Consider the following 26,300-nt stretch of genomic DNA (forward strand, 5'->3'; position numbering starts at 1 on the left):
TCTGCGGAATGCTGATCTGTTCTGGAACTGTGCTCTAGGACGGTGCACCGAAGCCAGGCCAGGGCGCGGCGCGCATGGATTGTGTGCAGGCAGTGGCGCCGTTGGCGCGTTACCCCGGGAAGGACGCGGAAGGCCTATGGTGAAACTCTACGAACAGCTCGCGAAGGACATCGACGATCTCGTCCAACGCGGCGTTTTTCGCGCGGGAGACCGCATTCCGTCGGTCAGGCAGACGAGCCAGCATCGGCAGGTGAGCATCACGACGGTCATCCGTGCGTATCTGCTGCTCGAGAGCAAAGGGGTGATCGAGAGCCGACCGCAGTCGGGGTACTTCGTTCGCCGCGGTGCCGCCGACGCCGCTGAGCGCGACGTGGCGGGGTTGCGTCCCTCGAAGCCGCTCGCCGTTTCGTCGAAGGTCGACGTCAGCCGCCTCGTGCTTTCGACACTTCGCTCGATCGGCACCGATGAAGCGATACCGCTCGGCTCGCCCTATCCGGACCCGCGGCCCTTTCCGTTCGAGAAGATCAACCGCTATGCGTACTCGATCGGACGCGACAAGGCGATATGGGGCGTGACCGACGAATTGCCGCCAGGCAACCCCAATCTCATTCGACAAATCGCCCGCCGTTACCACGAGAACGGCATTGCGGTCGATCCACGTGAAATCGTGGTGACCGTCGGAGCGACAGAAGCGATCAACCTCTGCCTGCAGGCGGTCGGCAAGCCCGGCGACACAGTGGCAGTCGAGTCGCCGACCTTTTACGCGATGCTGCACGCAATCGAGCGCATGGGCATGCGCGCGATCGAAGTCGCGACGCATCCGCGCGAGGGGATCGATCTCGGCTCGCTCGAAGAAATCCTGAAGAAACGAACGATTGCGGCGTGCATGGTCATGCCGAATTTTCAGAACCCGCTCGGATTCCAGATGCCCGACGGGAAAAAGCGCGCGCTGGTCGCGCTGCTGTCGCGCCACGACGTGCCCATCATCGAAAACGACGTCTACAACGAGCTTTATTTTGGCGAGGCGCATCCGAGCGCGCTGAAATCGTACGATAAGAAGGGCATCGTGCTCCACTGCGCGTCGTTTTCGAAGAGTCTGACCGCCGCCTACCGCATCGGCTGGGCAATGCCTGGCCGATATCGCGATCAGGTGGAGAAGCTCAAGTTTCTCAACACGCTGACGACACCGTCGATCCCACAGCTCGCGATTGCCGAGTACCTCGAAAAAGACGGCTACGAGCACCATCTTCGCCGAGTGCGCAAGCTGTACCGGCAGCAGGCAAAGCTGACGAAGACGATCGTCGATCGCTTCTTTCCGGCGGGAACGCGTACATCGGAGCCGATGGGCGGCTATGTGTTGTGGGTCGAGCTGCCCAAGAAGCTCGATTCGATGAAGCTGTACCAATCTGCACTCGAAAGCGGCATCACGATCGGGCCCGGCTATATGTTCTCGACGTCGAACCGCTACAGCAATTTCATTCGCCTCAACTATAGTTATCAATGGTCTCCCGAGCTCGAGAACGCGCTCGTGACGATCGGCAAGCTCGTGGCCCATGGCGCGCGATAGCGGGCGGCCGACGTCGATCTGACGGCGGGAGACCCGCGCGACACCGTATTCGACCTTCCACGGACGAGGAGAGGAGCGCAACTTGGCCCCTGACGAACAGGCAAAGACGCACGACGACGAGCTCGACCCCGTCGTCATGACCGTGCTCCTGTATCTCTGGACGGCGTGGCAGGAATCGCCCGACAAGCCTTGGTCGCTGCCGAAGCTCAGCAAGCGGACGGACCTGCCCATGAGCACACTGCGCCGGACGCTGTCGCGATTGCAGGGTGCCGGTCTCGTCGAATTGAGGACGAGCGAGGACGACGAGAGAACCACGGCGGCACTGAGTTCAGCCGGAATCGAGTTTTCCACGCAGCTTTTTCGCCCCGAGTGAGCGGCGCGCCCGCGGTTCCGGCATCGGCCGTATCGGGAGACGCGGACGCGTTCCGAGCGGGCTGGTCACGCACCGATTCGATACATCTCGTACATTCATTGCTGACTGCGAGTGGGCTTATCGCATCTCCCGAGCAGGACTAAAGTTTCGCGTCGGCATGGGCGCTGCCCTATGCGAGGCGCAGGCGACTTGAGGAGAGATGCAGGATGAAGCGTGAACGTAACGCGAAAATCATCGCGACGCTCGGGCCGTCGAGTTCCGACGGGAAGACGATTCGGCAGCTGTTCGAGGCGGGCGTCGATGTCTTCCGTCTCAACTTCAGTCATGGCACGCATGACGACCATCTGCGGCGCTTGACGGAAATCAGAAAGCTCGAGAAGGAGAGCGGCCGGCCGATCGGCGTTTTGCTCGACCTGCAAGGGCCGAAGCTGCGGCTCGGCACGTTCGAGGGCGGCAGTGCCGAGCTGCGCAGCGGCGAGCACTTTCGTCTGGATTTGAATTCGTTGCCCGGCGATGCCACGCGAGCGCCGCTGCCGCATCCCGAGATTTTCGAAGCGATCGACGCCGGGTCCGAATTGTTGCTCGATGATGGAAAGATTCGTCTGCGCGTAGAGCGGAAAGGGGACGATTTCGCAGACACCGTTGTCGTCGTCGGCGGGCGCATTTCCGACCGTAAGGGAGTCAACGTACCGGCCGTCATGCTGCCGATTTCAGCATTGACGCACAAGGACCGCGAAGACCTCGCGTTCGGGCTCGAGAACGGCATCGACTGGGTGGCGCTGTCGTTCGTGCAGCGCGCCGAGGATATCGACGAAGCGCGCGAGATTATCGGCGATCGCGCGTGGATCATGGCCAAGCTCGAGAAGCCGCTGGCGATCGATCATCTCGATGAAATCGTCGACCGTTGCGACGGCATCATGGTGGCGCGCGGCGATCTTGGGGTCGAGCTGCCGGCCGAGCAGATACCGGAGTTGCAGCGGCGGATCGTGCGTACTTGCCGGGCGGCTGGAAAAGCGGTTGTCGTTGCGACGCAGATGCTCGAATCGATGACGAACTCGCCCGTTCCCACCCGGGCCGAGACTTCGGACGTGGCGGGCGCGATCTACGAAGGCGCCGATGCGGTCATGCTGTCGGCCGAATCGGCCAGCGGGAAATATCCGCTCGAGGCCGTATCGATGATGAATCGGATCGTCGAGCGCGTGGAGCGGGACCCGGAGTACAGGTCCGGAATCGATGCCTCACATACGCGCGCACAGTCGACTGCGGCCGATGCCATATGCTGCGCGCTGCGGGAGGTCGTTCAGCTCATCGGTCCGGCCGTGACTGTGACGTATACGTCGTCAGGTTTCACGAGCGTGCGCGCGGCGAGAGAGCGTGTCGCGACCGCGATCATTGCAATGACGCCTTCGTTGGCGGTGGCACGTCGGCTCGCCCTCGTTTGGGGCGTTCATTCGATTGCGTTCAGGAACGCTCGCAATGTCGACGATATGATCGCGCTCGCCTGCGAAGCCGCACGAAGCTCGGGATTCGCGAAGCCGGGAGACTCGATCGTGATCGCGGCCGGCTTGCCATTTGGCGAATCCGGGACGACGAATCTTCTGCATATCGCCAAAGTCGGGCCGTGAGGCGGTTTGCCGCTATGTCGCGGCGGCGGAGTGTGTTTTAAGCGCTGTACTCATTGACGGGTGTGGCTGGAGGGCGATTACTAAAAGTTTGTGGGCGGATGTCGATTCGACGCACTATCGTTCGTCGTGGGTATGGAGCCAGTCGAAGCATCGATTCGACCGTGCGGCTCTTTTCCTCATAACGTTCCAATAGGAGCCATCATCATGTCCGCGACATCCGTCCAGCCGATTCCCGAAGGCATGCATTCGCTTACGCCTCACCTCGTCTGCGCGAACGCTTCCGAGGCTATCGCGTTCTACACGAAGGCTTTCGGGGCGACGGAGCTGTTCCGCATGCCGGGCCGCGAAGGCAAGATCGCGCATGCTCAGATCAGGATTGGCAATTCCCCTGTGATGCTGACAGACGAAGCACCGGAACACGACTGCCTGGGCCCGAAGGCGCTCAAGGGTACGCCTGTCAGTCTTTACTTGTACGTCGAGAACGCCGACAAAGCGTTCGAACAGGCCGTGGCGGCAGGAGCGACTGTCAAGATGCCGCTCGCCGACATGTTCTGGGGCGATCGCTGGGGGCTCGTCGAAGATCCGTTCGGGCATCAGTGGCATATCGCGTCGCATACGCGTGATGTGACCCCGGAGGAGATGCAGCGGGCGATGAAGGAGATGAATTGCCCGGGTTGAGGAGGAGATTGCTCGGTTGGCCATTGTTGTACACGGGCGTCGCCGTCGTTGCCGGGTGCAAACGGCTACGATCGGCGGCGGCGTGCGTTTCGTGCACGGTTTCGGCTCGTTACTAGCCGCCGTTGCGAACCGACCGAATTTCGCTGACGCCAGCCAAAAGCGAGGAGCGCGGTTGCCGACATGCCTACCATCGCTGACAGCAGTTGATAGAGGGCTGGAATGGAGAAATGGTCGCAGACCGTCGGTGTCATAAAAATGACGACGCCGACCAAGCTGGTGATAAACAAGCTATTCGCGCGGAAACGGCCGAGGAGGTGCGTGGGGCATTCCGTTAAGAAGCGCGTTTCACTACGTATGCGGACGAGCGAAAAGGCGGCACCCAACAGCAGGTGCGCCGCAAGCAACGCAGGCAGCCACGGCAAGCGCGGAACAATCGATAACAGGCCGGTGACAATCACAATGAGGACGAGATCATTGCGGAGGTCGCCGACTCTGACCTTCGGGATCTTCGCCAAGCCAACGCTCGCTGCGAGTGCACCGATCGACCACGCTGCCTCCACAAGAGAATAGCTTCTGCCCGTAAGCCCGAGATGAAGGCTCATTAGCGGCGGCAAGAGTGTATTCGTGGCTTGTCCAATTGCGAAGGCCAGCGCGGAGCAGCACGTGATGGAAAACAAGTGATGATGTTTTAGATAAAGAGTGGGACCAGCCAAGAACACCCCGCGCCTCCTGTCCGGTTGATTCACAGCGGCCAGCGTGAACGGCGGCAGGCGAAAGGCGCAAAGGGCGACGACAAGGAAACTACATCCGGTAATTGGAAGGAATGCACTCCGCCATGACACACAGGAAACGATGTAGCCACCGAACGCGGTGCCTGCGATTAGTGCGAGCTGAGATACGGAGCTAATCGTCGCAAGTTTCTTGATCCGGTCATCTGATGCAATGGTGAGCTTTGTGAAGTAGTCCATTCCGCCGCCGATGACGATGCTAGACACACTGGCAAGCAGTGCGACGAAGGCAAGACCGTGGAAGGGTACGAGGTTAGGTAAAACAAAATCGATGAAACGGGGGGCCATGCCGCAAAGCAAAATGCCAGCGTGTCCCGCCATTACCAACGGTTTTTTTCTTACGCAACGATCGATAAGCGCGCCGATGAATGGGGAGAGCGCAAGGTTAGCCATGCTCGTGATGAGCAGGATCTGACCTGCGGACTCCGTCCGCCCTGTGATTTGCACCGCGGACCATGCGGTGACGACCAGCTGACATCCGATCCGGAAAAAGTTGAGCCCTACCAGCACGACTAGGAGGAGGAAGCCTACCGATGGCGTCTGCGCGCTTGTCGTCGTCGAAGGATCGTTCGTGAACGGTGGGACATTTCTTGTTCGCATCGGTTCGAGATCGGTGGCTCAATGTCATCGACAAACCGCAGTTTGCTTATCTCAGTATTTAACGTCACGCCTATACGCGCAGAATGCGGCTCTTGTATGCGGATCGCATAAAAATCCGCGAGTAGTGGCGCCTATGCTGTGGATTGGCAAGCTGGTTAGATGATGCATTTAGGTGGGGCGGTTCCAGTGTCACCCTGGGCGGAACGTGCGAATTACGCAACATCAGTCTCACATTGACACCGACCGCGTGGCACGAATGTGGAAAGCGATCTGTAATGTCCGTGAAAGACTGGAGCTTCGCCTACAGCATCAGTGCCCACGTGAAAAGTCCACCGGTACAAGCCATGAACTTGTTTCCCTTCGCCCCTGGATTGCTTTCAACTTGACGGTCGTCGGAGTGGCCACGGCGGAGAGGCGCGTCAAGCTGACGCGATAGGCCGAGGGCACCTGGGATGCTGGAGACACTCTACAGCAAGGGGATCAGGCCTATCGAGATCACTAGGTTGCAGCAACGCGGCGTCGATTACAGGCGTGGCACGCTCATGGTCCGGCAGGCAAGGGCAAGAAAGATCGGATGATTCCGATCAGCGATCGAGCGCTGGGGTGGGTGCCTCAGTATCGCGACGAGGTGCAGCCGGAGCCGGCCGTGGCGGGCGATGACGGCACGCTGTTCCAGACGGTAACGGGCCGAGCGTTCTCGATAACCGGATGACGCAGATGATGCGTAATCACGTGCGAGCGGCCGGGCTCGGCAACATCGGTAGCTGCCACTTGTTCCGGCACGCCATAGCGACGCAGGTGCTGGAAAACGGGGCCGACGTTCGGTTCATCCGGGCGATGCTAGGGCACGCGGACATCAACACGACGCAAGTCTACACGCGGGTGAGTATCCGGGCGCTGAAGGATATCCATTCGGCTAAGCATCCCGCGCGGCTCACGCGTGCGACGCTGACGCCGGAGGATCGGCCGCCGGCGACGGTGGCCGACTTTTTGGCCATGCACGACGATGAGGCGGGCTCGGAATGATGAGAAGAAGTATAATGCGTTATACATGTATAGCAAGCTTTCCGGAGGCTGCCATGCTAGCCATTCGCTTACCCGCAGAAATCGAATCCCGCTTAGAGTCGCTGGCGAAGCGCACCGGGCGCACCAAGACGTTCTATGCGCGCGAGGCCATCGAGCAGCACCTGGAGGACTTGGAAGACATGTACTTGGCCGAGCGCGTGGCGAAGCGCATCCGATCGGGAAAGGAACAGACCTCGTCGCTAGAGGAGGTGGAGGCGCGGCTTGGCTTGGCGGATTGAGATCTCGAAAACCGCGGAAAAGCAGCTTGAGAAGATGGACCGCGAGATTGCCCGGCGCATCGCGACATTCCTTCGGCGCCTGAAGGTGCAAGACGATCCACGTGCAACTGGGGCGGCCCTCAAAGGCAGTGAGCTAGGCGAATTCTGGAAGTACCGGGTCGGCGACTGGCGGCTGATCTGTCAGATTCACGACAAGCGCATCACGATCGAGGTTCTGCGCTTGGGCAATCGACGCGAAGTGTATCGCTGATGAGCTCGTTGTACACGGACGAGCCTCCTTTTTAGCCGCGTTTGTGCGGCACCCTCCATCTCTTCCAGCTGATCCGGACGGGCCGGACAATCGGGCGTCGGCGCGCTTGCTCAAATGGCAGTATCAGCCTGCCTTGCGGGGCAAGAGCTGGACACGTGGGATCGCGGTTCAGCGCAAGGACGTGGTCTACGTGCTGAACGAAGCGCCGAGTCTACGACGCAAGTTCAACGACGCGCAATGGCTCGAGTTGGTATGGAGCAAGGCCGTGTTGAGCGGTGAAAACGAAACGGGCCTTGAGGAGTCCCCTGAAACCTGTCCGTGGACGTTGGAGCATGATTCTGGATCCGGCGTTCCTGCCGGAGTGAAGCCTTAGCCAATCGAAAATGCGCCGAAAAACGAAGGCGATCGGGCTCACCGGACTGCCGGCGACTGGCACGCATATGGCAAGGCTCACCATGCGGATTATGTGCTGCTCGTGTCGCTCGTTACATAGCAAAGGGCGAATCCGACGCCGCGGGTTGGAGCGGCCAAGACCGAGCAGGCGACGGAGGCGGCCTGTCACCATCCGGCATGAAGAAGAAGCCGGGTATCGCTGCCCGGCCGGTACATTAGACCGAGGCGGGCGCGCGCCCGCCGCTCGCTCAATCGTCTTTGTCCCCGCTGTCCTGTGCCGTCGTCGCGGAAGCAGCTGCACCCGTCGCAGAGCCGGCCTCCGGCGCCGAAGCTTCGTCTGGCGCGTCTTCGTCCTTGATTTCATAACGCGCATTGTGAACCCAGCGCCGCAAGTCTTTAGCGATGGCCACGCTGGTGCGATCAAGAATCGAGCAAGTGCCTTTAAATGCGCCCCACACGCCACCGACAGACCAACGCTTGAACTTCGTGTGACGGACGACCTTCCCGTTGTCGATCAGATCGGCTGACAGAGAGATGGCTTTGGGCCCCGTCCATGCGCCGCCGCCCACGCCCATCACATAGGTAATCTGCAGTCTCAGAACCTCTGCGTCGCCTGGAGCGCTGTTCGCGTCGATCGTCCCTTCGCCCGTGCGATTGAGCCGGCGAAGGGCTTCCCCGACGCGACGCGTCAACAAATCATCGATGTGGCACTCGTCCTTCACTCGCTCGACCACGCCGGCACCCGAAGCGTAAGTGACCGGCGTTTCGAGCAGGACTTGCCTGCGCTCTCCCGCGAAAGCGGCGGAGGAGGCCAGGCACAGGGCAATCAAAAGAAGGCGTTTCATGGAATTGTCGAACCCCTCGTGTGGTTGGTCGTTATTGTTGAAGCGATGCCATCAAAAGCCGTCAATGTCAAAGGCTCGCGCCCACTCCTTGGCTATTACGGCCTCGCTTTGTGGATCTTTAACGCGCTACCTGCGGAGCCGCCAACAGGCTGCTTGTCACATCTCGGCGCTGGCGATCATCTCATCCGTTGCCGCCTTTGTGGCGTCACATCGGCGAGATTCAGACTTGCCTTCCCAGGTTCGGTTCGGCCAGGAAGCCACACCCATACCGGCCGCTCCTTTTCAGCCATGACGGTCTCCGCGAGCTCGTCGCGGAATGCGGCGCAGCCCCTCGGCCTGGACCACCGGATCAAGTTCGGGACGTAGCGAATCCTGAAGCACGTTCAAGCGGTCCAGAGTCCATAGTGCCTTGAGCAGCTGCGCCAACGAGACCGACGGTCGGCCCTTTTCGAGATTGACCACCGTGTTGACACTGACGCCCATCTTCGCGGCGAGATCGCCTTGCGTCCAAAAGCGTGCTCGGCGTGCCAGGGAAATGGTCTCACCCAGCGCGCGAGCCACATTCTCGGCCTCATAAGGCAGAAGTTCTGCAAGCTGGCGAGTTTTCACAATATACTCAAAGCAAAGGCTGGTTTCTTTGAGTATAAGCAAAGTTCTCAGGGAGCTCAATGACGTTGGGAGGACTTCGACGTTCCGTATGCGCATCACCGCAGCGGCGCTAGGGGTTAGGTGAGATTCCGTGTGCATTTGCGTTCTAATGCCGTCTCCAACAAAAGAGCCAGGAGCCAACGTCCGATGTCGGCGCAATTTCCTCAACGCCTTACCGCAAGCACCGCCGTGCTCCTCACCGTCCCGCCGATGATGTGGGCGGGCAATGCCGTAGTCGGACGGATGGTGAGCGGTTTGGTGCCGCCCGTCACGCTGAATTTTCTGCGTTGGGCGCTGGCCTTCCTCATTCTTCTGCCGCTCGCGGGACGGGTACTCAGTCCGGCAAGCGGACTCTGGGCGCATTGGCGTCGATTTGCCGTGCTCGGCCTGCTGGGCGTCGGCTGCTACAACGCCTTGCAGTACTTGGCGCTGAAGAGTTCGAGTCCCCTCAACGTCACGTTGATGGCATCGAGCATCCCGGTCTGGATGCTGCTTGTCGGCTGGATATGGTTCGGACAACGAATCAGTTTTCGGCAGCTCATCGGGATCGTCTTGTCCGTCGCCGGCGTCGTGCTCGTGCTGTGCCGCGGACAGTTAGTACTGCTAACGCATTTCCGGCTGGTCCCCGGCGACCTTTTGATGCTCGTCGCGGCCTTTGCCTGGGCCATCTATAGTTGGCTGCTGACGCGCTCTCGCGAGCCCGCCCGCTGGCGCAACGACTGGTCGGCATTTCTGCTCGCACAAATCACTTTCGGCCTATTCTGGTCCGGCATGTTCGCCGCTGGAGAATGGGCTTCGACCGACGCGCGTATCGTCTGGGGCTGGCCGCTCGCGGCCGCGCTGCTCTACGTCGGCATCGGCCCGGCAGTGCTCGCCTACTGTTGTTGGGGGCTCGGCGTGCAGCGCGTCGGCCCCAACATCGCGGGCTTCTTTGCGAATCTCGCTCCGTTGTTTGCGGCGCTGATGTCGGCCGCGTTTCTCGGGGAGCCCCCGCAGCCCTATCACGCTGTGGCGTTTTTGCTGATCGTCGGTGGCATCGTGGTCGCTTCGCGTCGCTGATCTCTTGCAAAGCCAAGCATGGCAGGGGATGACGGCAGGGAGCTACTCCTGGCCGACCGAAAGGGCGGGTCGCGGGCCATGAAGCGGCCGTTTCTGTCGCCAATATCGCAGTACAATCCCGGCAAGTCGTCGTAATATACAGAACTCTATAACGCTCCCGGGGATGACATGCTTCGCAAGCTGCTCGTTTGCTGCGCGGTTCTGGCCGCCGTGTTTGGAACGCAGGCACACGCCGCCGACGACGACACGGTCAAAGTGCTCTACGCGGGCTCGCTCGTCAATTTGATGGAGCGCGGCGTCGGTCCCGCCTTCGAAAGGGAGACGGGGCTGCGCTTTCAGGGCTATGCGGCCGGATCGAACAAGATCGCGAACGAAATCAAAGGCAAACTGCGGCGCGGCGACGTTTTCATCAGCGCAAGCCCCAAGGTCAATACGAGCCTGATGGGAACGGCTAACGGCAATCACGTCACGTGGTACGTCAATTTCGCGGAATCCCCGCTCATGATCGGCTACAACCCGCAAAGCCGCTTTGCGAACGACTTCAAGACGAAGCGCTGGGACGAAGTGCTCCAAGAGCCCGGTATTCGCATCGGTCGTACCGATCCCGCACTCGATCCGAAGGGTGCGTTTACGGTGGAGATGATGAAAAAGGCCGCCGAGCTTTATCGCCAGCCCGACCTCGTGGAGAAGACACTCGGTGCTCCGGAGAACCCCGCTCAGGTATTGCCTGAGGAAACGCTTGTCGGCCGACTTCAGTCAGGCCAGCTCGATGCCGGTTTCTTTTATTCGACGGAAACGTCTGACCTGAAGATAGCCGCAGTGAGCCCTGCGCCCGAGCTCGGCGTCAAGGCGAGCTACACGCTGACGATTCTTGCCGATGCTGCCAACCCGACTGGCGCCGCGCGGTTCGTTAATTTTCTGTTGAGCGCACAGGGGCGCACGCTGCTGCGGGAGCACGGCGTCGACGTCGTGAAGCCGGCGGTGACGGGCGACGCTCAGGCGATCCCTGCATCACTGCAGGCGGTCGTCGAAGCGGGGCCTTGAAACGATGAAGACAACCGTGGCGCGGCCGCTCGCTGCGCTTGCCGTCCTCCTTGCCGTTTATCTCTGCGCGCCGTTCATCGCGAGCCTGCCTCAAATCGGCCACGCGGATTGGGCGAGCGTCGATTGGCGAACAATGGGAGCGGCGGTCGGCACGTCGGTTGCCAGTGCCAGCGTCGCGGCGCTCCTCATTCTTATCGGCGGCGTGCCGCTCGGCTATTGGCTTGCACGTTCGTCGTCGCGGGCGATGTCGCTGCTCGGCTTCGTCGTTCAGCTGCCGCTGGCACTGCCGCCGCTCACGAGCGGTGTGCTGCTGCTTTTTCTTTTCGGCCCTTACAGCTCGATCGGACGCGCGGCGAGCGGTCTGCTGACCGACTCATTCACGGGCATCGTGCTCGCCGAGACGTTCGTTGCCGCGCCGTTTCTGATCGTGGCAGCGCGCTCGGCGTTCGCGTCGATAGACCCGGTGCTCGAAGACGTTGCCGCAACGCTCGGGCACCACGCGGCCAGCCGCTTCTTTCGTGTGGCGCTGCCGGCCGCGTGGCCCGGGATTCGCGCAGGGCTTGCCCTGGCATGGCTGCGCGCGTTCGGCGAATTCGGCGCGACGGTGATGGTCGCCTACCACCCGTACTCGTTGCCCGTTTATACCTATGTCGTCTTCGGCGGGCAGGGCTTGCCGGCGATGATGCCGTTGCTGTTGCCGACGCTCGCCATCGCCGTCGTATGCGCTGCGTTGTCGGTCTATCGCCGCGGCAACCGATATGAAAAAGCGGTATCCCACATCGAGAACGGCGACGAACCGCTCGTCCCTGTGCCGAATTCCGTCGCAAAGGTGCCGAGCCGGGATCTGCGGCTCGCCATCCACGTGAGTCGCCGGCTGGGGCCATTCAGCCTGGATATCGCGTGGGCGCCTTCAACGCGGCGGCTCGCCATCGTCGGGCCTTCCGGTTCCGGGAAATCGCTAACGTTGCGTCTCATTGCAGGCCTCGAGGACAACGCGGGCGGCACGGTCATGCTTGGCCCTACCGATTTTTCAAAATTGCCGCCCGAGCGGCGACAGATCGGCTATATGCCGCAGGATTACGGGCTCTTTCCGCACATGACGGTCGGCGAGCAGTTGGCGTTTCCTGTCGACGGGGATCCGGCCGCCGCGCGTTACTGGACCGGCCATCTGGGGTTGACGGGATTGTTGGGCCGTTTTCCGCGCGAGCTGTCGCTCGGGCAGCGCCAGCGTGTCGCGCTTGCGCGAGCGCTCACGCGCCACAGCCATCTGTTGTTGTTCGACGAACCGTTTGCCGCGCTCGACACGCCGCGGCGGCGCCGTCTGCAGCGATCGATGCGCGATCTGCAGCGCGAAATCGCGGCCGTCACGATCGTCGTCACCCATGACCCCGACGAGGCGGCGCTGCTCGCCGACGAGATTCTCGTGATCGATCAGGGGCGCGCGCTACAGGCGGGAACGATCGAAAGCGTATTCGGGCAACCGGCGAACATGCGCGTGGCCGAACTGCTCGGCTTGCGCAATATAGGCACAGGCGTGGTCTCCGAACCGGGATCGATCAGGATCAATGATCGATTGGTGTTGGAAACGGCGGACCGTTTAACCGAGGTCGGGACGCGGGTGATGTGGCGCGTTGCATCGCGGGCGATTCGGCTGTCGGCGCGAGGGCCGCTCGAGGCCGTCGTCGATTCGGTCGAACTCCGTGACGGAGAACGTTTCGCACACCTGAATATCGGCGGCGTTCAGCTTGACGTCGCGGTCGAGGACGCTTTGCTGCGCGAGCGGGAGGTCTGCCGATTCTTTATCGATCCGGCCGGAGTATCGGCATGGACCAGCGGCGCAGGGGCCGGCCACGAAGCGCTTCAGAACGCCGCACAATGCTGTCCTTAGCCTGGACGACTCCCGTTGCCGGAAGCCTTCGGCGATTGGCGTTAGACTTGTTGCTATGGAAAAGTGTCGCTACTGCGGAAGAATTCGTGACGAATGGGACTGTCACGGGGACGAGTGTCGCAAGGCGATAGCCAGGGCTTTGCGGCGGCAACGCTCCGGCTTGCCGATGATTCCAAATGTGATCCGGAACGAAATTCCCCCTGACGCAACGACGGATCAGGTAATTGGCGTGCTCTCGCGACAACGGTTGCGCGCGCGCCGTGGCAATGAAGAACGCCGGGAACGCAAGGCGGTCGAGGATGGCGAGGAAGATTGACGGGTGCAGTCTCAAAAAGCCTTCGCCGCATGACGCGCCGCGTCACGTGCGCCGCTTAGCGCTACGTCCGGCATATTCGTTGCGTCGAGCGCATTAAATGATAGAGTGACGATCAATAATGACGTTGAGTTGCCGCCATTATTCGACTTTCGAATCGCTTTCAACCGCGAATGGCCTTGCATAAATACTGAAAAATCGCGGTCACAGACGAACAAATATCGTGACGCTTGCAAGACGGGGGATCAATGAGACGAACCACCTTCTGGAATTGCTTCCGCGACGCATGGGCCGATAGCTGGGGACTGCTGATGCGCAGACCGGCACTAGCGATAGTCCCATTTTTGGTTTTTCTTGCCGCCAATACCCTTTCGATCGAGCTGATGCGTTCGCACAGTACATGGCGCGTTCTCTTGCTGCCGCTTTCGCTCGTCAGGTTCATCGCCATGATCGCTTTGCCGGTACATGTGATGCATGACTTCATGCAAGGGGAGCGCGGAGCGGGGCGAATCTCTATCTTCGGAAAGGAGTTCTGGCGTTACTGCCTCGTCGCCCTCTCGCTTGGAATCCCTTGCGTGCTCTTCGCGCTGCTGGTCATCGGAGGCTCTTCCTTCGCACTTCGCGCGAATGGTTTCCACCGCTTCCAAATGGTGGCATTTCTGCTCGCGATTGCTTGCGTGGTCTTCCTGTTGGCTTTTTTCGTATGTGCCAGGTTCAGCCTCCTTTTCTGCCATGTCGCGAGCGGCGGGAAGATTCGTTGGCGTGCGGCATGGCATGACACGCGCGGCCATTGTTGGCGCATCGTGACGTCACAATTCTTGACCGGGTTGCCGGTCCCGCTCGCTATCGTCGTTGCGTTTTTCATGGCGCGCTTTTGGGTCGTGACATTGGCGCCAGAATCCTTGCCCTACGTCTTTTCGCTCGGTCAATCGCTGATGCTCGTCATTGCGTTGATCGTTGGGGCTGCGTGTTCTTGCTGGCTGTACCGACGATTTGCCGCGACGCTGCTGAACGAGGCGTGATTGATTGGGTCTCGCAGTCGAGCGAGCGAACGAAATCGACGATGCTTACGTCAGCTTATCGCTCCGCACCAGGATCATACGGCTCGACCCGGTCGTTTTCCTCGGCCATGTTGCGCGCGACGATCGCGCGCGCGGGCACTGTGTCGCTGAGGTTGACCGGTTGATGCGGTACGCCGGGTGGCACGAACAGGAAATCTCCGGCCTCGGTGACGACTGATTCCCGCAGGCCCGGGCCATAGCGCGTCTCGACACGGCCTTCGAGCACGTAGATCCCCGTCTCGTAACCGACGTGGACATGCGGTTCCGCCTGCCCGCCGGGCGGCACGACAACGAGATGCATCGATAAATTCTTCGAACCCACGGTACCGGCGGAGATACCCACGAAATAAGGCAAGCGCTGAGTCGTGGCGATTTCGCGATCGGGATGCACCACCACCAGCGATGCTTGCGTGTCGGACGAGCCGTTTTTCATGGCGCACCTCCGAATGATGAACTTACTGCGTAACCTCGATTTGGCGTTTGCGGCGCCACTCGGCATATTGCCAAGCGAAGAGTCCCGGCAAAAAGATGATCAAGTCGCGTATCCGTCGGGCGCCCGCGAGTGCCAAGCTGGTCTGCGCATCGAGGCCTAGCGCGCTGCCGATCAGCAGGAATCCCCCCTCCTGGACGCCGAGCGCGCCTGGAACAAAGAACGCCGCGCTGCTCAAAGCTTGAACGAGCGATTCAAGGGCGACCGCCTTCAGGAAACTGACTTTCGCGCCGAGGAAGTAAAGGGCGAGCCAGATCTCGAGCGCCGTCGCGAGCCACTGCAGCGACTGCCAGACGAACAGGTAGCGGGTCACGATGCCTGGCTGGCGCCAGATCCTCTTGATCGATTGATCGATGCGCGCTGACTCGCCGACGAGCGTCGCCAGCTTGCCGCTCGTGACGTGATTGAAGAAGTGCGTAAGGCGTTGGAACGGCTTCGCATGCTGCACGACCGAAAACAACAGGAGTACGGGCGTCAGCAATGCCAGGCCCCATGCGAAGTTCGCTGCCAGCTCGACTGAACCTGACACGGTATGCCCGAGCAGATAGCCGATGCCGGCTATGGCGAAAATCACCTGGCTGATGAGCGTGAGTTGAATATCGACGATCAGGCTCGCCATCGCCGCGGCGGGGCGCATGCCCCATTGCCGCATCATGCGAAACGTCACGATCTCGCCGCCTATCCGCGCAACGGGCAACATGCCGTTCACGGATTCGCGAATCCATACGAGGCCCAGTACGGCCGACAGCTTCGGCTTGATTGCCCCGCGCATCAGCAATTGCCAATCCTTCGCGTTGGCGAGCATCGGCAACACGTGCGCGATGCCGGCGAGGAGCAGCCCCGCGCCCGCGGCGCGCATCAGCGCGAGCACGGCGTGGGCGTCCTCGCGCCAGACCAGCCAAACGGCGACGGCCAGTCCGACGACTGCTGCAATCGGGCCTAGATGTTTCATGGTGCCGTCAATATGAAACAAAGGTCGTGCAGCGCCGCTGGCCTGCCGGCGCGAAGCCCGAGCATTACTTGGTGAGCCCGGGCGATGCGGGCATCAAAACACGTGCGGGCCATGGCTATTTGTCCTGGACGGGGCGCAGCAGCCCGTTGCGATCGACTTCGAAGCTGGCGCCTCGCCAGATCACGCGCGTCGAGAAGAAACTGACGATCAGGACTGCGAACGATGCGACGTCTCTGAGCGGCAGCAGCCACAAGTCGCGACCGGGTTCTCGAACCGCCGAGTCTGAAAGGCATTTCAGCGCGATGCGGGCGAGGAGCGCGGCGAGCACGAGCAGCCATGCCCACGCGGCCCCTTCAGACAGCAGCGCGGCAAGCAGAGCGAGCGGCACTGGATGCGTGAGCACCGAGCCGAGATGCCCGAGCGGATCGACTGCGCGGATCGTTCGGCTCCAGCGCAGCTCATGCGCGGCGAGCGCCCGCGCGCTCGGCTCCTCACACGTATGCGAGACGACGAGTGGCGGAATCGCGACTTTCTGGCCGGTTTTGCGGACGGCCTCGCCTATCGCATTGTCTTCCGCCAACAGGTGCGCGAACTGGCCGAATCCGCCGATCCGCTCGAGCGTCGTGCGCCGCGTGGCGATGGTCTGGCCGAAGCACGGGCGCGCGAGACCGAGCGCCAGTCCCGTCATCACGCTGGGCATGAAGTGATAGTTGATCCATTGCGCCGACAATCTTGGCCACAATCCGGGGCCGGGCCTGCCGCGATAGACACAGGTCACGAGCCCGACGTTGGGCTTTTGCAGCTCCCCAATGACATGGCGAAGGTAGTCCGGAGGGGCGCTGACATCGCTATCGGCGAACACCAGCAAGTCGTGTAATGCGTGCGGCATCATGTTGAGAATGTTGCTGATCTTCCGATTCGGCCCGTGCATGCGCGTATCGGTCACCACGGTGACGTGTGCGTCCGGATAGAGACGTCGAAGCGTTTCGACCGCCTTCAAAGCGGGGTCCGCGCTGTCTTGCACGCCGAACAGAAACTGTATTGGCCCCGGATAGTCCTGCTCGCAGAAGCTCGTCAGATTGCTCAGCAGCTCCCACTCGTCACCATGGAGCGGTTTGACGATCGTGACCGGCGGGAAACTCGAGGGTTCCGACGTGGGCTGCGCGAAGAACCGGTAAACGAGCACTGTGGCCAACAACGTGTACAAGATTCCGAACAATGCGGCCACGCTGAAGATGAACGCGGGCAGCAGTATCAGAAGATGTGCCGCATCGGATGTGCCGGCCCGAACCAACAGTTCGAGCGCGGCAACCACGCCGACCAAGCAGGCAAGCCACGTCAAGTGCCTCATATTCCGGAGCTCAGGAGAGATTGGAGAAGCGAGGCGACTGCGCCTCGTTCCGAGGTGGGACTTCGCAGGCAAGGCTTCGCGTATCGTACAACAGTCCGGACCTCATTTGCTCCGATAAGAGAACGTGAAAGTCAGATGAAAGAGCGGTGCGACTCCTCGTGTGATGACGTCCCGGTCAAGGCAGGCTCTGTTGCAAGGGTTGCCGGCATGATAGTCGGCGGTCTCTGCCTACTTGTACCGCAGCGGATTCAGATCAAACGCTAGCGCTCAGCGCCGTGTCGGTCGATACGCGCCACACCATCGAGTTCGCGTACCGCTTCTTCGGGCAACTCGATAGCGGTTGCCGCGAGGTTTTCGCGCAGATGCGCGAGCGACGACGTGCCGGGAATCAAAAGGATATTAGGCGCTCGGCGGAGCAACCACGCGAGCGCGACCTGCATCGGCGTCGCATCGAGCCGAGCCGCGACATCGCTGAGGATCGAGGATTGTAGCGGGCTGAAGCCGCCGAGCGGAAAGTACGGCACGTAGGCAATTCCGTCCCGAGCGAGTGCGTCGATGAAGTTGTCATCGGCCCGGTGCGCGAGATTGTAATGGTTCTGCACGCAGACGATATCGCAAAGCCGGCGAGCTTCCGCGACCTGCGTGGGCGTGACGTTGCTCAACCCGATGTGGCGCACGAGACCTTGCCGCTGAAGCTCGGCCAGCACGGTGAGCGGGGCCTCGATCGAGCCCTCGGCGGGCTGATGCACATCGAACATGATCCGCAGATTCACGACGTCGAGTACGTCGAGGCCAAGGTTGCGAAGGTTGTCGTGCACCGCTTGCGTCAGTTCGTCAGCCGAGAATGCCGGGTGCCACGACGCGTCGTCGCCGCGTCGGGCACCGATCTTCGTCACGATGACGAGATCGTCGCGATACGGATGCAACGCCTCGCGGATCAATTGGTTCGTGACGTGAGGGCCGTAGAAATCGCTAGTGTCAATGTGATTGACCCCGGATGCGACGGCTTCGCGCAGCAACGCCAGTGCCGTATCGCGATCTTTGGGCGGGCCGAACACGCCGGGCCCCGCGAGCTGCATCGCACCGTAGCCGAGACGGTAAACCGGGCGGTCGCCGAGGGAAAATGTGCCGGATTGGCGGACACTGGACATCGCTGCTCTCCTTTCTCGAATGATCCACAAAGACTAAGCGCTTCGTTGTCGAACGGGAATAGGCCATAATCCGCACAGGCCGTTCGGGGAAGCGAACAATGCAAGTGGACCTTGGTGATCTGAGCGCGTTCGTCGCGGTGGCGCGTGCGAAGGGCTTCCGCGAGGGCGCGCGTGCCAGCGGCGCCAGCGCATCCGGGCTTAGCGAGGCGATACGCCGGCTCGAAACGCAGCTCGGCGTCAGGTTGCTTCATCGCACGACACGCAGCGTCGTGCCGACGGAAGCCGGCGAGCGGCTGCTTGCACGCCTCGGGCCCGCACTGACGGAAGTCGAGGCGGCGCTCGACATCGTCAACCAATTCCGTGACCGGCCAACGGGGACGCTCAAACTCAACGTCCCGGTCAGTGCGGCGCGGCTGGTTCTGCCTTCGATCGTCCCCGCATTCCTCGACGCCTATCCCGAGATACGGCTGGAAGTCATCGCCGAGGAAAGCTTCGTCGACATACTGGCCGCGGGCTGCGACGCAGGCATCCGCTATGAGGAGCGCTTGGAGCAAGACATGATCGCCGTGCCGATCGGGCCTCGACTGCAACGCTTCGCAACCGCCGCGGCGCCTGCATACCTGGATCGCCGTGGCCGGCCGGCGCACCCGCGAGAACTGCTCGATCACGCCTGTCTGCGCGGACGTTTCGCGAGTGGCGCGATGCCGCTCTGGGAATTCGAGCGCGACGGGGAGATCGTACGTCTCGATCCGTCGGGGCCCCTCCTGGTCCAAATCGGCGGCGGGGCCGATCTGCTCGTCGACGCGGCGCTCGCCGGAACCGGCATCGTGTATCTCTTCGAGGCTTGGCTGCGCCCGTACTTCGCGAGCGGAGCGCTCGAACCCGTTCTCGAGCCCTGGTGGCGGCCGTTCTCGGGGCCGTACCTGTATTACCCGGGCCGGCGTCTCGTGCCCGCGCCACTGCGCGCGTTCATCGATTTCATCAAGTTGCGGTAAGGCTTCCTTCTGATCCAGCTCGAAGACACTAAGGCGTGTTTCGCCGTGGAATCGGCTTTCTGTTCTTCCGGGCGCAGCCTAATATTCCTCTACGCATGTCTTGTCCGAACGTAATCTATCGGGTTCGACCCAATGGGGAGAGAGCGATGGCGGATCAAGTCCCATGGCACCTTTCCGGTGACTATTTCGAGAATTGCAGTTGCAGCATCGTGTGTCCGTGCCTCGTGTCGGCGGCCGCCCCGCTGACTTCGCGACCGACCGAGGGCTTTTGTGACGTCCCGCTGATCTTCCATGTCGCAAGTGGCCGCTATGGGGACATCGAGCTCGATGGTCTCAATGTTCTGGTTGTCTTCCACTCACCCGGGGTGATGGCGGACGGAGAATGGTCGGTGGCCACGTACGTCGATGAGCGCGCCGACGACGCGCAGACCGAGGCGCTAGCTGCGATTTTCAGCGGCGCCGCCGGAGGTCCTATGGCCGCGTTCACACCGCTCGTCAGCCAGAACCTGGGGGTGAGCAGGGTCCCGATCACCTTCCACATCGAGGGCAAGACGCGCTCCGCGGAAATCCCGGGCATTCTGCACATGTCCGTCGATCCCCTGCCGACGATGCATCCGGGCGAAGAGATGTGGGCGAATTTCGGCCATCCGATCAGCCCCGACAAGATGGCATTGGCGGTCGGGGCGCCCGGCAATACGTTCAGCGATCGAGGCATGCGCTGGGACAACTCCGGCAAGAACGGGTTCTATGCGTCCATCAGCTGGTCGAACCCGACTTGATCGATGTACGTGACGAGGCGGTCCGTCGGCTGGGCCGATGAGATCGTAGGTTCATGGGCGATGGCACTCTGGAAGCGGTGCTGCGGCGCGATCGCGTCGTCGTTGCGGGCGCTCTCGGCGTAGTCGCTGCGCTAGCGTGGGCCTATGTGCTCTGGCTTGCCGCCGATATGAGCATGGGTGGTATGAGCATGCGCGGGTACCGCATGGTACCTGCGGGCCTCGGCTGGATGGCGCCGGCCGCCGCGCCGTGGAGCGCTGTCGAATTCGCACTCGTGTTCGCGATGTGGGCGGTGATGATGGTCGGCATGATGGCGCCCTCCGCGGCGCCAATGCTGCTCATGTATGCCCGCGTGGGTCGGAACAAGAAAATCGCAGGCAAGCCGCTCGCGGCGACCGGCTGGTTCGCCGCGGGCTATTTTCTGTCGTGGACCGGATTTTCGCTCGCGGCAACGGTTGTCCAATGGGCGTTGGAGCGGGCAGCCCTCCTCGATGCGCGCATGGCGAGCGCCAATATCGCGCTCGGATCGATCGTGCTGATCGCGGCGGGCCTCTACCAGTGGACGCCAATCAAGAACGCCTGCCTCGCCCAGTGCCGGACGCCGTTCGGCTTCCTGATGAGACACGGCGGCTTTCGCGGCAATGTCCTCGGCTGTTTGCAGCTGGGGCTTCTCCACGGCGCTTATTGCGTCGGCTGCTGCTGGGTCCTGATGGCGCTCTTGTTCGTGGTCGGTGTGATGAACGTACTCTGGATCGCGCTCCTGGCACTGCTCGTCCTCCTGGAAAAGCTCACCCCGTGGGGACGGTGGGTCGCACGCGTTGCCGGCGCCGGTTGTATTGTCGCGGGCGCCTGGATGGCGTTTTCGTGACACTATCGGCTCCTCGGGGCCGAGCGGTTCGGCGATCGTCGAACCGATGTTTCCCTCGCAATATTTTTCGGCGCTGATGTCCATCGGCGTCCGGCCCGCGCGTCATTGTCATGGCGGCCCAATGTAGTTACCGCCTCAACTCTACGACGGAGGCTCAAATGCAATACCTGTTGATGATCTATTCGGAAGAAAACCGCTGGAACGAGATGAGCGACAGCGAGCGGCAGCAAGGCGTTGCCGCGTATCACGCGTACACCGAATCGCTGAAGAAGGCGGAGGTGCTGGTGGGCGCGAACCGGCTGCAGCACACGAATACGGCCACCACGGTACGGCTCGTCGACGGCAAGGCGCGGGTACTCGATGGCCCGTATTCCGATTCCAAGGAGCAGCTTGCCGGCTACTATCTGATCGATGTGCCCGATCTGGACGCCGCGATCGCATGGGCATCGCGTTGCCCTGGCGCGGCGCACGGTCTCATGGAAGTGCGCCCGGTCTGGAACGCTCCCGACTATGCGCGATCCGCGGCATGAGTCTTTCCGGCGGCGAGCGCGACGCTGAGGACGCTGCGCGCTCCATCGCGGAGGCAGTGGCTCGCCGCAGCTACGGCAAGCTCGTCGCGCTGCTGGCGATGCGAACGCGCGACGTCGCCGCGGCCGAGGACGCGTTGGCCGACGCGTTCACGGCCGCGCTGGCGGACTGGCCGGAGCGCGGCTGCCCCGCGAATCCCGAAGCATGGCTGATGACGGTCGCGCGCCGACGGGCGATCGATGGCGTGCGCCATCGTCAGGTTGGCGATGAGGTGGCGAATCAGCTCGCGATCCTGGCGGGTGAAATCGACGAGCGGGAAGGCGGTGCATTGCCCGATCGGCGGCTTGCGTTGCTGTTCGCATGCACACACCCTGCGCTCGAGGCCGCGATTCGCACGCCGCTCATGCTGCAAGTGGTACTAGGGCTCGAAGCAAAGACGATTGCGTCCGCCTTTCTGATGTCTCCCTCGGCGATGAGCAAGCGCCTCGTGCGTGCGAAGACCAAGATCCTTGAAGCGGGCATTCCGTTCACCGTGCCCGAGCGCGAGGAATTGCCGGGCCGGCTCGATGCGGTGTTGGAAGCGGTCTATGCGGCATATGCGGAAGGGTGGACCGACCCGGTCGGAGGCGATGTCGTTCGGCGCGAGCTCACTGACGAGGCGCTCTATCTTGCGCATGTGCTCGTTGAGCTGCTGCCCGCGGAGCCCGAGACGCTTGGTCTGCTCGCGCTGATGCTGTATGCGCAGGCACGGCGCGACGCACGTCGCGATGCGGCGGGCAACTACGTGCCGCTGTCGGCTCAGGATCCAGCGACATGGAACGCGCCGATGCTCGGTGCAGCCGATGCACTGCTGCGGCGCGCGAGCACGTTCAACGCGATCGGCCGCTTTCAACTCGAGGCCGCGCTGCAGTCTGCCCATATTTACCGCTGCCGGACGCGTTGCCCGAACTGGGACGAAGTGGTGCAGCTTTACGATGCGCTGCTCGCGATTGCGGCCTCTCCGGTAGTTGCGGTGAACCGTGCGATCGCGCTGGCGGAAAGGGACGGCCCGCAGGCGGCGCTCGACGCGCTCGCGCCGTATGCGGATGATCCGCGGCTCTCCGACTATCAACCGTACTGGGCCGCGCGCGCCGATTTGCTCGCCCGCGCGGGTGCGATGACAGAAGCGCTCGGCGCGTATGATGTCGCGATCGGGCTAGAGCGGGATCCCGCCGTGCGCCGGTTTCTGCACGGCAAGCGCGCGAGATTGTCGCAGGCGAGCGGGTAGAGGGAAGCCCTGCGCCGCCGCACTGCTCGGTATCACCCCAGCCTTTGTCCACTCCCCGTATCGAACAGATGCACGTGCTCGGCAGGCAGGCGCAACATGACCCGCTGCCCGGGCTCGATCGACGCGCGCTGGCGCGTCGTGGCGCACCACGTGCTGCCGCCGATCTTGCCGTACACGTGGGTTTCGGCGCCGGTCGGCTCGATCACTTCGACTTCCATCATCACGCCCTCGGACGCCCGCGTTACGATGTGCTCGGGCCGGACGCCGAGCGTAATTTTCGCGCCGGGAGCCGCGGAAAGATTCATCTGCGGTAGCGCAATCGAACCGCCATCGGCGAGCAAAAGCCGCGCTCCCTGAGCGTCGCGCTGCCATTCGCCTTCGACGAAATTCATCGACGGCGAGCCGAGAAAGCTCGCGACAAACAGGTTCGCAGGCTTGTCGTACAGTTCGAGCGGCCGGCCGATCTGTTCGATGCGCCCCGCGTTCATGACGACGATGCGGTCGGCCATCGTCATCGCCTCGATCTGATCGTGAGTCACATAGATCACCGTATTCTTCAAGCGCTGATGCAGCGCCTTGATCTCGGTGCGCATCTGCACGCGCAGTTTCGCGTCGAGGTTCGACAGTGGTTCGTCGAACAGGAACAGCTCCGGCTCGCGCACCACCGCGCGCCCCATCGCGACGCGCTGCCGCTGGCCGCCCGACAGCGCGCGGGGCAAGCGGTCCAGATAGCCGGAGAGGTTCAGCATCTTCGCGGCGGCCTCGATGCGCGGCTTGAAGCGCGTTGCCGGCTCTTTGCGGATGCGCGGACCGAAGGCGATGTTCTCGAAGACGGACAGATGCGGGTAGAGCGCATAGCTTTGGAACACCATCGATACATTGCGCTGCTGCGGCGAAAGCCCGTTCGCGCGCTTGCCGCCGATGGTCAGCTCGCCGCCGGTGATCTCTTCGAGCCCGGCGACCATTCGCATCAGCGTGCTCTTGCCACAACCCGACGGGCCGACCAGCACGACGAATTCGCCGTCGTCGATCGAAAGATCGATGCCGTGCACGACCTGGGTGTCGCCATAGCGTTTGAAGATGCCGCTCATCTGCACTGCTGCCATGCTGTCCTCGTTTCGGTTGGATGCGTCGTTTTGGTTACAGGATGGAAGCGAGGATCAAAACGATTCGAGCGTCAGCTCCTCGGCCATTAGCCGGTTGCCCGCCAAGAGCCCGCCGTCGACCGGCAGCGCGACCCCGGTGATCACGCGCGCCATCGGCGAGGCGAGGAACATCACGGCGTCGGCGACATCGTCGGGCGTTGGGAAGTCGCCGAGCGGGTACCACTTCTTCAGTGCTTCGAACACCTGCGGATTCTTGTCGACGCGCGCCTGCCAGGCCGGTGTTTTCACGGTGCCGGGGCAGACGATGTTCGCGCGGATGCCATGGCGGCCCAGTTCCATCGCAAGCGCCTTGGTATAGCTGATCAAGCCCGCCTTCGCGGCGCTATATGCCGGGTGACCTAACGCGGTCATGCCGTTCACCGAGCCGATCAGGACGATTGCGCCGCGCTTGCGCTCGATCATCGAAGCGCGCACGGCTTCGACGGTGTGATAAGTGCCGTTCAGGTTGAGATGCACATCATGCTGCCAGCTTGCCGGATCGGTGGAGGCGAGCGTGCCGCTTCGCGCGGCGCCCGCGTTGGCGACGAGCACGTCGACAGGGCCTTTAGCGGCAACGGCCTGTGCGACGGCGGATTTGACGGCTGCTGCCTCGCTCAAGTCCGCCGTGACAGGGCTCATGCGATCCGCGCCGAGCTCACCAGCAAGTGCGCTCAGGGCCCCGGCGTCGATATCGAGCGCGAGCACGTGGTCCCCTGCCTCCACGAAACGCCTGCAGAGCGCGCTGCCGATTCCGCCGCATGCGCCAGTCACTAGCACGACACGATTCATCGTTGTCCTCGCCTATTGGGTCGCTTTCAAAAGACCGCCACGGAAGCCCGCCTCCGACTGGTTCGCCCGCGCTAAGACGACCATGCCGACCACCCAGTCCGCACTGCACCATTTTCACTTTGTTAACAAGATATTAGGCAAATGATAGGCGCGCGGGAAATGCCGAAGATCCTACGTGACAAGCGAATTTTCGTAACGTAGGATTTTTGCAAATCGAATAATCAACAACCCGGCGGCCTGTCAGGCGGCGGATTCATTCAGGAGAGTCAACATGTCGTTGCAATCCCGTGCTTCCCTCGCGCTTGGCAAACTCGCCGTGGCGCTGGCGTTTGCTGGACTCGCCGTGTCGGCCTCGGCCGACACGGTCCGGGTCACCGTCGCCCACTACAGCGATGCGACCGCGCCATACTTCGAGAAGATGGCCCGCAACTTCGAGAAGGCTAACCCCGGCACGACGATCAAGATCGAGGACGTGAACTGGGACACGCTGCAACAAAAGCTGCAGACGGACATTTCCGGCGGTGCCAACGCTGACCTCGCGATCATCGGCACGCGCTGGCTCCTCGACTTCGTGAAGGACGACGTGGCCGAGCCGCTCGACAGCTACATGGCGCCGGACTTCAAGAACCGCTTCATCGGCCCGTTCCTGGCCCCTGGCCAGATCAACGGCAAGACCTATGGCCTGCCGATCGCAGCTTCCGCGCGCGCGCTCTACTACAACAAGGACATGCTCGCGTCGGTCGGTTATCCGAATGGTCCCAAAACCTGGAACGACGTGATCGATGCATCGAAGAAGCTCAAGGCCAAGGGCATCGCGGGCTTCGGGCTGCAAGGCAAGGAGATCGAAACGGACGTCTACTTTTACTACGCGCTGTGGACGTATGGCGGCGAGGTCGTCAACAAGGCGGACAAGGCGGCATTCAATTCGCCGGCCGGTGTCAAGGCCGCGACGATGTACAAGATGATGATCGACGAAGGGCTGACGCAGCCGGGCGTCACGGGATATAGCCGCGAGGACGTGCAGAACCTTTTCAAGCAGGGCCGCGTCGCGATGATGATTTCGGCGCCGTTCCTCGCGAAGCAGATCAAGAAGGAAGCGCCGAACCTGAAATATGGGATCGATCCGATTCCGATGGGTACGACGCACGCGACTTACGCGGTCACCGATTCGATCATGATGTTCAAGAACTCGAAGGTGAAGCAGACGGCGTGGAAATTCCTCGACTATCTGTTCACGAAGGAACCGCGCGTTGAGTTCACGAGCACCGAGGGTTTCCTGCCGACCACGAAGGCTGAGGCGGACGATCCGGCGTTCAACGATCCGGACACCAAGGCGTTCGTCGCGCTCCTGCCGACGGCCCGCTTCGCGCCGACCGTCACCGGCTGGGAAGACACGGCGAAGGCCGTGACGGACGCGATGCAGTCGATCTATCTCGGCAAGGCGAAACCGGCCGATGCGCTGAACGCGGCGGCCGCCAGGGCCGACAAGTCGCTCGGGCATTGACGTAACGATGTCACGGCGGGCGGCCTGGCGCGAGCCCGCGCCGCCTG

At 62.1% G+C, this 26,300-nt stretch carries 30 protein-coding genes; 20 read left to right on the forward strand and 10 right to left on the reverse strand.

Annotation, left to right across the window (positions count from 1 at the left end; genetic code table 11):
* Positions 1–139 precede the first annotated feature (139 nt).
* The 4 genes from C9I57_RS02655 (at position 140) to C9I57_RS02670 (ending at position 4,243) form a co-directional block, all read left to right on the forward strand.
* Positions 140–1,567: an aminotransferase-like domain-containing protein gene (locus C9I57_RS02655; RefSeq protein ID WP_107149268.1), complete on the forward strand. Its 1,428-nt coding sequence runs from the start codon at positions 140–142 to the stop codon at positions 1,565–1,567.
* An 82-nt stretch (positions 1,568–1,649) separates the two neighbouring features.
* Positions 1,650–1,940, forward strand: a complete 291-nt coding sequence (locus C9I57_RS02660) for a winged helix-turn-helix domain-containing protein (RefSeq protein WP_107149061.1) — start codon at positions 1,650–1,652, stop codon at positions 1,938–1,940.
* A gap of 206 nt (positions 1,941–2,146) precedes the next feature.
* Positions 2,147–3,565 (forward strand): pyruvate kinase, encoded by a 1,419-nt coding sequence (gene pyk, locus C9I57_RS02665; protein WP_107149062.1) that lies wholly within the window; start codon positions 2,147–2,149, stop codon positions 3,563–3,565.
* A gap of 204 nt (positions 3,566–3,769) precedes the next feature.
* The gene (locus C9I57_RS02670; protein WP_107149063.1) at positions 3,770–4,243 is read left to right on the forward strand and encodes a VOC family protein; all 474 of its coding nucleotides are present in this window, start codon (positions 3,770–3,772) and stop codon (positions 4,241–4,243) included.
* A gap of 65 nt (positions 4,244–4,308) precedes the next feature.
* On the opposite strand, the gene C9I57_RS02675 is transcribed toward C9I57_RS02670, so the two are convergent.
* Positions 4,309–5,631: an MFS transporter gene (locus C9I57_RS02675; protein WP_107149064.1), complete on the reverse strand. Its 1,323-nt coding sequence runs from the start codon at positions 5,629–5,631 to the stop codon at positions 4,309–4,311.
* Between the two features lie 574 nt (positions 5,632–6,205).
* Between C9I57_RS02675 and C9I57_RS32615 the strand changes: the two genes are divergently transcribed.
* The 5 genes from C9I57_RS32615 (at position 6,206) to C9I57_RS02695 (ending at position 7,558) form a co-directional block, all read left to right on the forward strand.
* Positions 6,206–6,343 carry a hypothetical protein gene (locus tag C9I57_RS32615; RefSeq protein WP_181321696.1) on the forward strand — a complete coding sequence of 46 codons (138 nt, stop codon included), beginning with the start codon at positions 6,206–6,208 and terminating at the stop codon, positions 6,341–6,343.
* Between the two features lie 5 nt (positions 6,344–6,348).
* Positions 6,349–6,657 carry a tyrosine-type recombinase/integrase gene (locus C9I57_RS02680; protein WP_181321697.1) on the forward strand — a complete coding sequence of 103 codons (309 nt, stop codon included), beginning with the start codon at positions 6,349–6,351 and terminating at the stop codon, positions 6,655–6,657.
* Between the two features lie 53 nt (positions 6,658–6,710).
* Entirely contained in the window at positions 6,711–6,935 is a 225-nt protein-coding gene (relB, locus tag C9I57_RS02685) for a type II toxin-antitoxin system RelB family antitoxin (RefSeq protein ID WP_107149066.1), read from the forward strand.
* 34 nt (positions 6,936–6,969) lie between these two features.
* Positions 6,970–7,185 carry a type II toxin-antitoxin system RelE family toxin gene (locus tag C9I57_RS02690; RefSeq protein ID WP_258187458.1) on the forward strand — a complete coding sequence of 72 codons (216 nt, stop codon included), beginning with the start codon at positions 6,970–6,972 and terminating at the stop codon, positions 7,183–7,185.
* 106 nt (positions 7,186–7,291) lie between these two features.
* Positions 7,292–7,558 (forward strand): DUF29 domain-containing protein, encoded by a 267-nt coding sequence (locus C9I57_RS02695; RefSeq protein WP_258187459.1) that lies wholly within the window; start codon positions 7,292–7,294, stop codon positions 7,556–7,558.
* 268 nt (positions 7,559–7,826) lie between these two features.
* On the opposite strand, the gene C9I57_RS02700 is transcribed toward C9I57_RS02695, so the two are convergent.
* Positions 7,827–8,423 carry a hypothetical protein gene (locus tag C9I57_RS02700; RefSeq protein ID WP_107149069.1) on the reverse strand — a complete coding sequence of 199 codons (597 nt, stop codon included), beginning with the start codon at positions 8,421–8,423 and terminating at the stop codon, positions 7,827–7,829.
* 282 nt (positions 8,424–8,705) lie between these two features.
* Positions 8,706–9,032 (reverse strand): helix-turn-helix domain-containing protein, encoded by a 327-nt coding sequence (locus C9I57_RS02705; RefSeq protein ID WP_258187460.1) that lies wholly within the window; start codon positions 9,030–9,032, stop codon positions 8,706–8,708.
* 186 nt (positions 9,033–9,218) lie between these two features.
* Between C9I57_RS02705 and C9I57_RS02710 the strand changes: the two genes are divergently transcribed.
* The 4 genes from C9I57_RS02710 to C9I57_RS33105 all read left to right on the forward strand — a co-directional run bounded on the left by C9I57_RS02710 (position 9,219) and on the right by C9I57_RS33105 (position 13,378).
* Positions 9,219–10,130 (forward strand): DMT family transporter, encoded by a 912-nt coding sequence (locus C9I57_RS02710; RefSeq protein WP_107149070.1) that lies wholly within the window; start codon positions 9,219–9,221, stop codon positions 10,128–10,130.
* A gap of 168 nt (positions 10,131–10,298) precedes the next feature.
* Complete coding sequence (locus C9I57_RS02715; protein ID WP_107149071.1) at positions 10,299–11,174, forward strand: extracellular solute-binding protein; 876 nt, start codon at positions 10,299–10,301, stop codon at positions 11,172–11,174.
* A gap of 4 nt (positions 11,175–11,178) precedes the next feature.
* Positions 11,179–13,062: an ABC transporter ATP-binding protein/permease gene (locus C9I57_RS02720; protein ID WP_107149072.1), complete on the forward strand. Its 1,884-nt coding sequence runs from the start codon at positions 11,179–11,181 to the stop codon at positions 13,060–13,062.
* 55 nt (positions 13,063–13,117) lie between these two features.
* Positions 13,118–13,378 carry a hypothetical protein gene (locus tag C9I57_RS33105; RefSeq protein WP_107149073.1) on the forward strand — a complete coding sequence of 87 codons (261 nt, stop codon included), beginning with the start codon at positions 13,118–13,120 and terminating at the stop codon, positions 13,376–13,378.
* Between the two features lie 323 nt (positions 13,379–13,701).
* Here the strand turns inward: C9I57_RS33105 and C9I57_RS32340 are convergent, their stop codons facing one another.
* Entirely contained in the window at positions 13,702–14,166 is a 465-nt protein-coding gene (locus tag C9I57_RS32340) for a hypothetical protein (protein ID WP_146166162.1), read from the reverse strand.
* 12 nt (positions 14,167–14,178) lie between these two features.
* On the opposite strand from C9I57_RS32340, the gene C9I57_RS32345 reads away from it, so the two are divergent.
* Positions 14,179–14,397, forward strand: coding sequence for a hypothetical protein (locus C9I57_RS32345; RefSeq protein WP_146166163.1), 219 nt, complete (start codon positions 14,179–14,181; stop codon positions 14,395–14,397).
* Positions 14,398–14,452: 55 nt separating this feature from the next.
* On the opposite strand, the gene C9I57_RS02735 is transcribed toward C9I57_RS32345, so the two are convergent.
* The 4 genes from C9I57_RS02735 to C9I57_RS02750 form a co-directional block, all read right to left on the reverse strand.
* A complete protein-coding gene (locus tag C9I57_RS02735) occupies positions 14,453–14,869 on the reverse strand; it encodes a cupin domain-containing protein (protein ID WP_107149075.1) in 417 nt (138 codons plus the stop codon).
* A gap of 22 nt (positions 14,870–14,891) precedes the next feature.
* Complete coding sequence (locus C9I57_RS02740; protein ID WP_107149076.1) at positions 14,892–15,878, reverse strand: lysylphosphatidylglycerol synthase domain-containing protein; 987 nt, start codon at positions 15,876–15,878, stop codon at positions 14,892–14,894.
* A gap of 115 nt (positions 15,879–15,993) precedes the next feature.
* The gene (gene hpnI / locus C9I57_RS02745) at positions 15,994–17,229 is read right to left on the reverse strand and encodes a bacteriohopanetetrol glucosamine biosynthesis glycosyltransferase HpnI (RefSeq protein ID WP_258187461.1); all 1,236 of its coding nucleotides are present in this window, start codon (positions 17,227–17,229) and stop codon (positions 15,994–15,996) included.
* A 260-nt stretch (positions 17,230–17,489) separates the two neighbouring features.
* Positions 17,490–18,380: an aldo/keto reductase family oxidoreductase gene (locus C9I57_RS02750; RefSeq protein ID WP_107149077.1), complete on the reverse strand. Its 891-nt coding sequence runs from the start codon at positions 18,378–18,380 to the stop codon at positions 17,490–17,492.
* 98 nt (positions 18,381–18,478) lie between these two features.
* Here C9I57_RS02750 and C9I57_RS02755 point away from each other — a divergent pair, with 98 nt between their 5' ends.
* From C9I57_RS02755 to C9I57_RS02775, 5 genes are all read left to right on the forward strand, one after another.
* A complete protein-coding gene (locus C9I57_RS02755; protein WP_107149078.1) occupies positions 18,479–19,375 on the forward strand; it encodes a LysR family transcriptional regulator in 897 nt (298 codons plus the stop codon).
* Positions 19,376–19,521: 146 nt separating this feature from the next.
* The gene (locus tag C9I57_RS02760; protein ID WP_107149079.1) at positions 19,522–20,154 is read left to right on the forward strand and encodes a DUF1326 domain-containing protein; all 633 of its coding nucleotides are present in this window, start codon (positions 19,522–19,524) and stop codon (positions 20,152–20,154) included.
* Between the two features lie 53 nt (positions 20,155–20,207).
* On the forward strand, positions 20,208–21,020 hold the full coding sequence (locus C9I57_RS02765) for a DUF2182 domain-containing protein (RefSeq protein ID WP_107149080.1): 813 nt from the start codon (positions 20,208–20,210) through the stop codon (positions 21,018–21,020).
* Positions 21,021–21,178: 158 nt separating this feature from the next.
* Positions 21,179–21,550 (forward strand): YciI family protein, encoded by a 372-nt coding sequence (locus tag C9I57_RS02770; protein WP_107149081.1) that lies wholly within the window; start codon positions 21,179–21,181, stop codon positions 21,548–21,550.
* A complete protein-coding gene (locus C9I57_RS02775) occupies positions 21,547–22,815 on the forward strand; it encodes an RNA polymerase sigma factor (RefSeq protein ID WP_107149082.1) in 1,269 nt (422 codons plus the stop codon). Before C9I57_RS02770 ends, C9I57_RS02775 begins: the two co-directional genes overlap by 4 nt.
* Positions 22,816–22,847: 32 nt before the next feature.
* Here C9I57_RS02775 and C9I57_RS02780 read toward each other — a convergent pair whose 3' ends face one another.
* Together C9I57_RS02780 and C9I57_RS02785 are read right to left on the reverse strand one after the other, a co-directional pair.
* The gene (locus C9I57_RS02780) at positions 22,848–23,921 is read right to left on the reverse strand and encodes an ABC transporter ATP-binding protein (RefSeq protein WP_107149083.1); all 1,074 of its coding nucleotides are present in this window, start codon (positions 23,919–23,921) and stop codon (positions 22,848–22,850) included.
* Between the two features lie 54 nt (positions 23,922–23,975).
* Positions 23,976–24,749 (reverse strand): SDR family oxidoreductase, encoded by a 774-nt coding sequence (locus C9I57_RS02785; protein ID WP_107149084.1) that lies wholly within the window; start codon positions 24,747–24,749, stop codon positions 23,976–23,978.
* Positions 24,750–25,020: 271 nt separating this feature from the next.
* On the opposite strand from C9I57_RS02785, the gene C9I57_RS02790 reads away from it, so the two are divergent.
* Positions 25,021–26,253, forward strand: a complete 1,233-nt coding sequence (locus tag C9I57_RS02790) for an ABC transporter substrate-binding protein (RefSeq protein ID WP_107149085.1) — start codon at positions 25,021–25,023, stop codon at positions 26,251–26,253.
* The last annotated feature ends 47 nt before the right edge of the window (positions 26,254–26,300 follow it).

Source organism: Trinickia symbiotica, assembly GCF_003028655.1.
In the GTDB taxonomy this organism is placed as follows: domain Bacteria; phylum Pseudomonadota; class Gammaproteobacteria; order Burkholderiales; family Burkholderiaceae; genus Trinickia; species Trinickia symbiotica_A.

Bases quoted from the DNA above. Each gene is read 5' to 3' on its own strand.
- C9I57_RS02790 (WP_107149085.1), top strand. From the start codon at position 25,021: ATGTCGTTGCAATCCCGTGCTTCCCTCGCGCTTGGCAAACTCGCCGTG.
- C9I57_RS02765 (WP_107149080.1), top strand. From the start codon at position 20,208: ATGGGCGATGGCACTCTGGAAGCGGTGCTGCGGCGCGATCGCGTCGTC.
- C9I57_RS02740 (WP_107149076.1), bottom strand. From the start codon at position 15,878: ATGAAACATCTAGGCCCGATTGCAGCAGTCGTCGGACTGGCCGTCGCC.
- C9I57_RS02775 (WP_107149082.1), top strand. From the start codon at position 21,547: ATGAGTCTTTCCGGCGGCGAGCGCGACGCTGAGGACGCTGCGCGCTCC.
- C9I57_RS02675 (WP_107149064.1), bottom strand. From the start codon at position 5,631: ATGCGAACAAGAAATGTCCCACCGTTCACGAACGATCCTTCGACGACG.
- C9I57_RS02690 (WP_258187458.1), top strand. From the start codon at position 6,970: ATGGACCGCGAGATTGCCCGGCGCATCGCGACATTCCTTCGGCGCCTG.
- C9I57_RS02680 (WP_181321697.1), top strand. From the start codon at position 6,349: ATGATGCGTAATCACGTGCGAGCGGCCGGGCTCGGCAACATCGGTAGC.
- hpnI (WP_258187461.1), bottom strand. From the start codon at position 17,229: ATGAGGCACTTGACGTGGCTTGCCTGCTTGGTCGGCGTGGTTGCCGCG.
- C9I57_RS02720 (WP_107149072.1), top strand. From the start codon at position 11,179: ATGAAGACAACCGTGGCGCGGCCGCTCGCTGCGCTTGCCGTCCTCCTT.
- C9I57_RS02700 (WP_107149069.1), bottom strand. From the start codon at position 8,423: ATGAAACGCCTTCTTTTGATTGCCCTGTGCCTGGCCTCCTCCGCCGCT.
- pyk (WP_107149062.1), top strand. From the start codon at position 2,147: ATGAAGCGTGAACGTAACGCGAAAATCATCGCGACGCTCGGGCCGTCG.
- C9I57_RS02770 (WP_107149081.1), top strand. From the start codon at position 21,179: ATGCAATACCTGTTGATGATCTATTCGGAAGAAAACCGCTGGAACGAG.
- C9I57_RS02750 (WP_107149077.1), bottom strand. From the start codon at position 18,380: ATGTCCAGTGTCCGCCAATCCGGCACATTTTCCCTCGGCGACCGCCCG.
- C9I57_RS02710 (WP_107149070.1), top strand. From the start codon at position 9,219: ATGTCGGCGCAATTTCCTCAACGCCTTACCGCAAGCACCGCCGTGCTC.
- relB (WP_107149066.1), top strand. From the start codon at position 6,711: ATGCTAGCCATTCGCTTACCCGCAGAAATCGAATCCCGCTTAGAGTCG.
- C9I57_RS33105 (WP_107149073.1), top strand. From the start codon at position 13,118: ATGGAAAAGTGTCGCTACTGCGGAAGAATTCGTGACGAATGGGACTGT.
- C9I57_RS02715 (WP_107149071.1), top strand. From the start codon at position 10,299: ATGCTTCGCAAGCTGCTCGTTTGCTGCGCGGTTCTGGCCGCCGTGTTT.
- C9I57_RS02780 (WP_107149083.1), bottom strand. From the start codon at position 23,921: ATGGCAGCAGTGCAGATGAGCGGCATCTTCAAACGCTATGGCGACACC.
- C9I57_RS32615 (WP_181321696.1), top strand. From the start codon at position 6,206: ATGATTCCGATCAGCGATCGAGCGCTGGGGTGGGTGCCTCAGTATCGC.
- C9I57_RS32340 (WP_146166162.1), bottom strand. From the start codon at position 14,166: ATGGCCGCGCGTGTCATGCCATGCCGCACGCCAACGAATCTTCCCGCC.
- C9I57_RS02785 (WP_107149084.1), bottom strand. From the start codon at position 24,749: ATGAATCGTGTCGTGCTAGTGACTGGCGCATGCGGCGGAATCGGCAGC.
- C9I57_RS02760 (WP_107149079.1), top strand. From the start codon at position 19,522: ATGGCGGATCAAGTCCCATGGCACCTTTCCGGTGACTATTTCGAGAAT.
- C9I57_RS02735 (WP_107149075.1), bottom strand. From the start codon at position 14,869: ATGAAAAACGGCTCGTCCGACACGCAAGCATCGCTGGTGGTGGTGCAT.
- C9I57_RS02670 (WP_107149063.1), top strand. From the start codon at position 3,770: ATGTCCGCGACATCCGTCCAGCCGATTCCCGAAGGCATGCATTCGCTT.
- C9I57_RS02755 (WP_107149078.1), top strand. From the start codon at position 18,479: ATGCAAGTGGACCTTGGTGATCTGAGCGCGTTCGTCGCGGTGGCGCGT.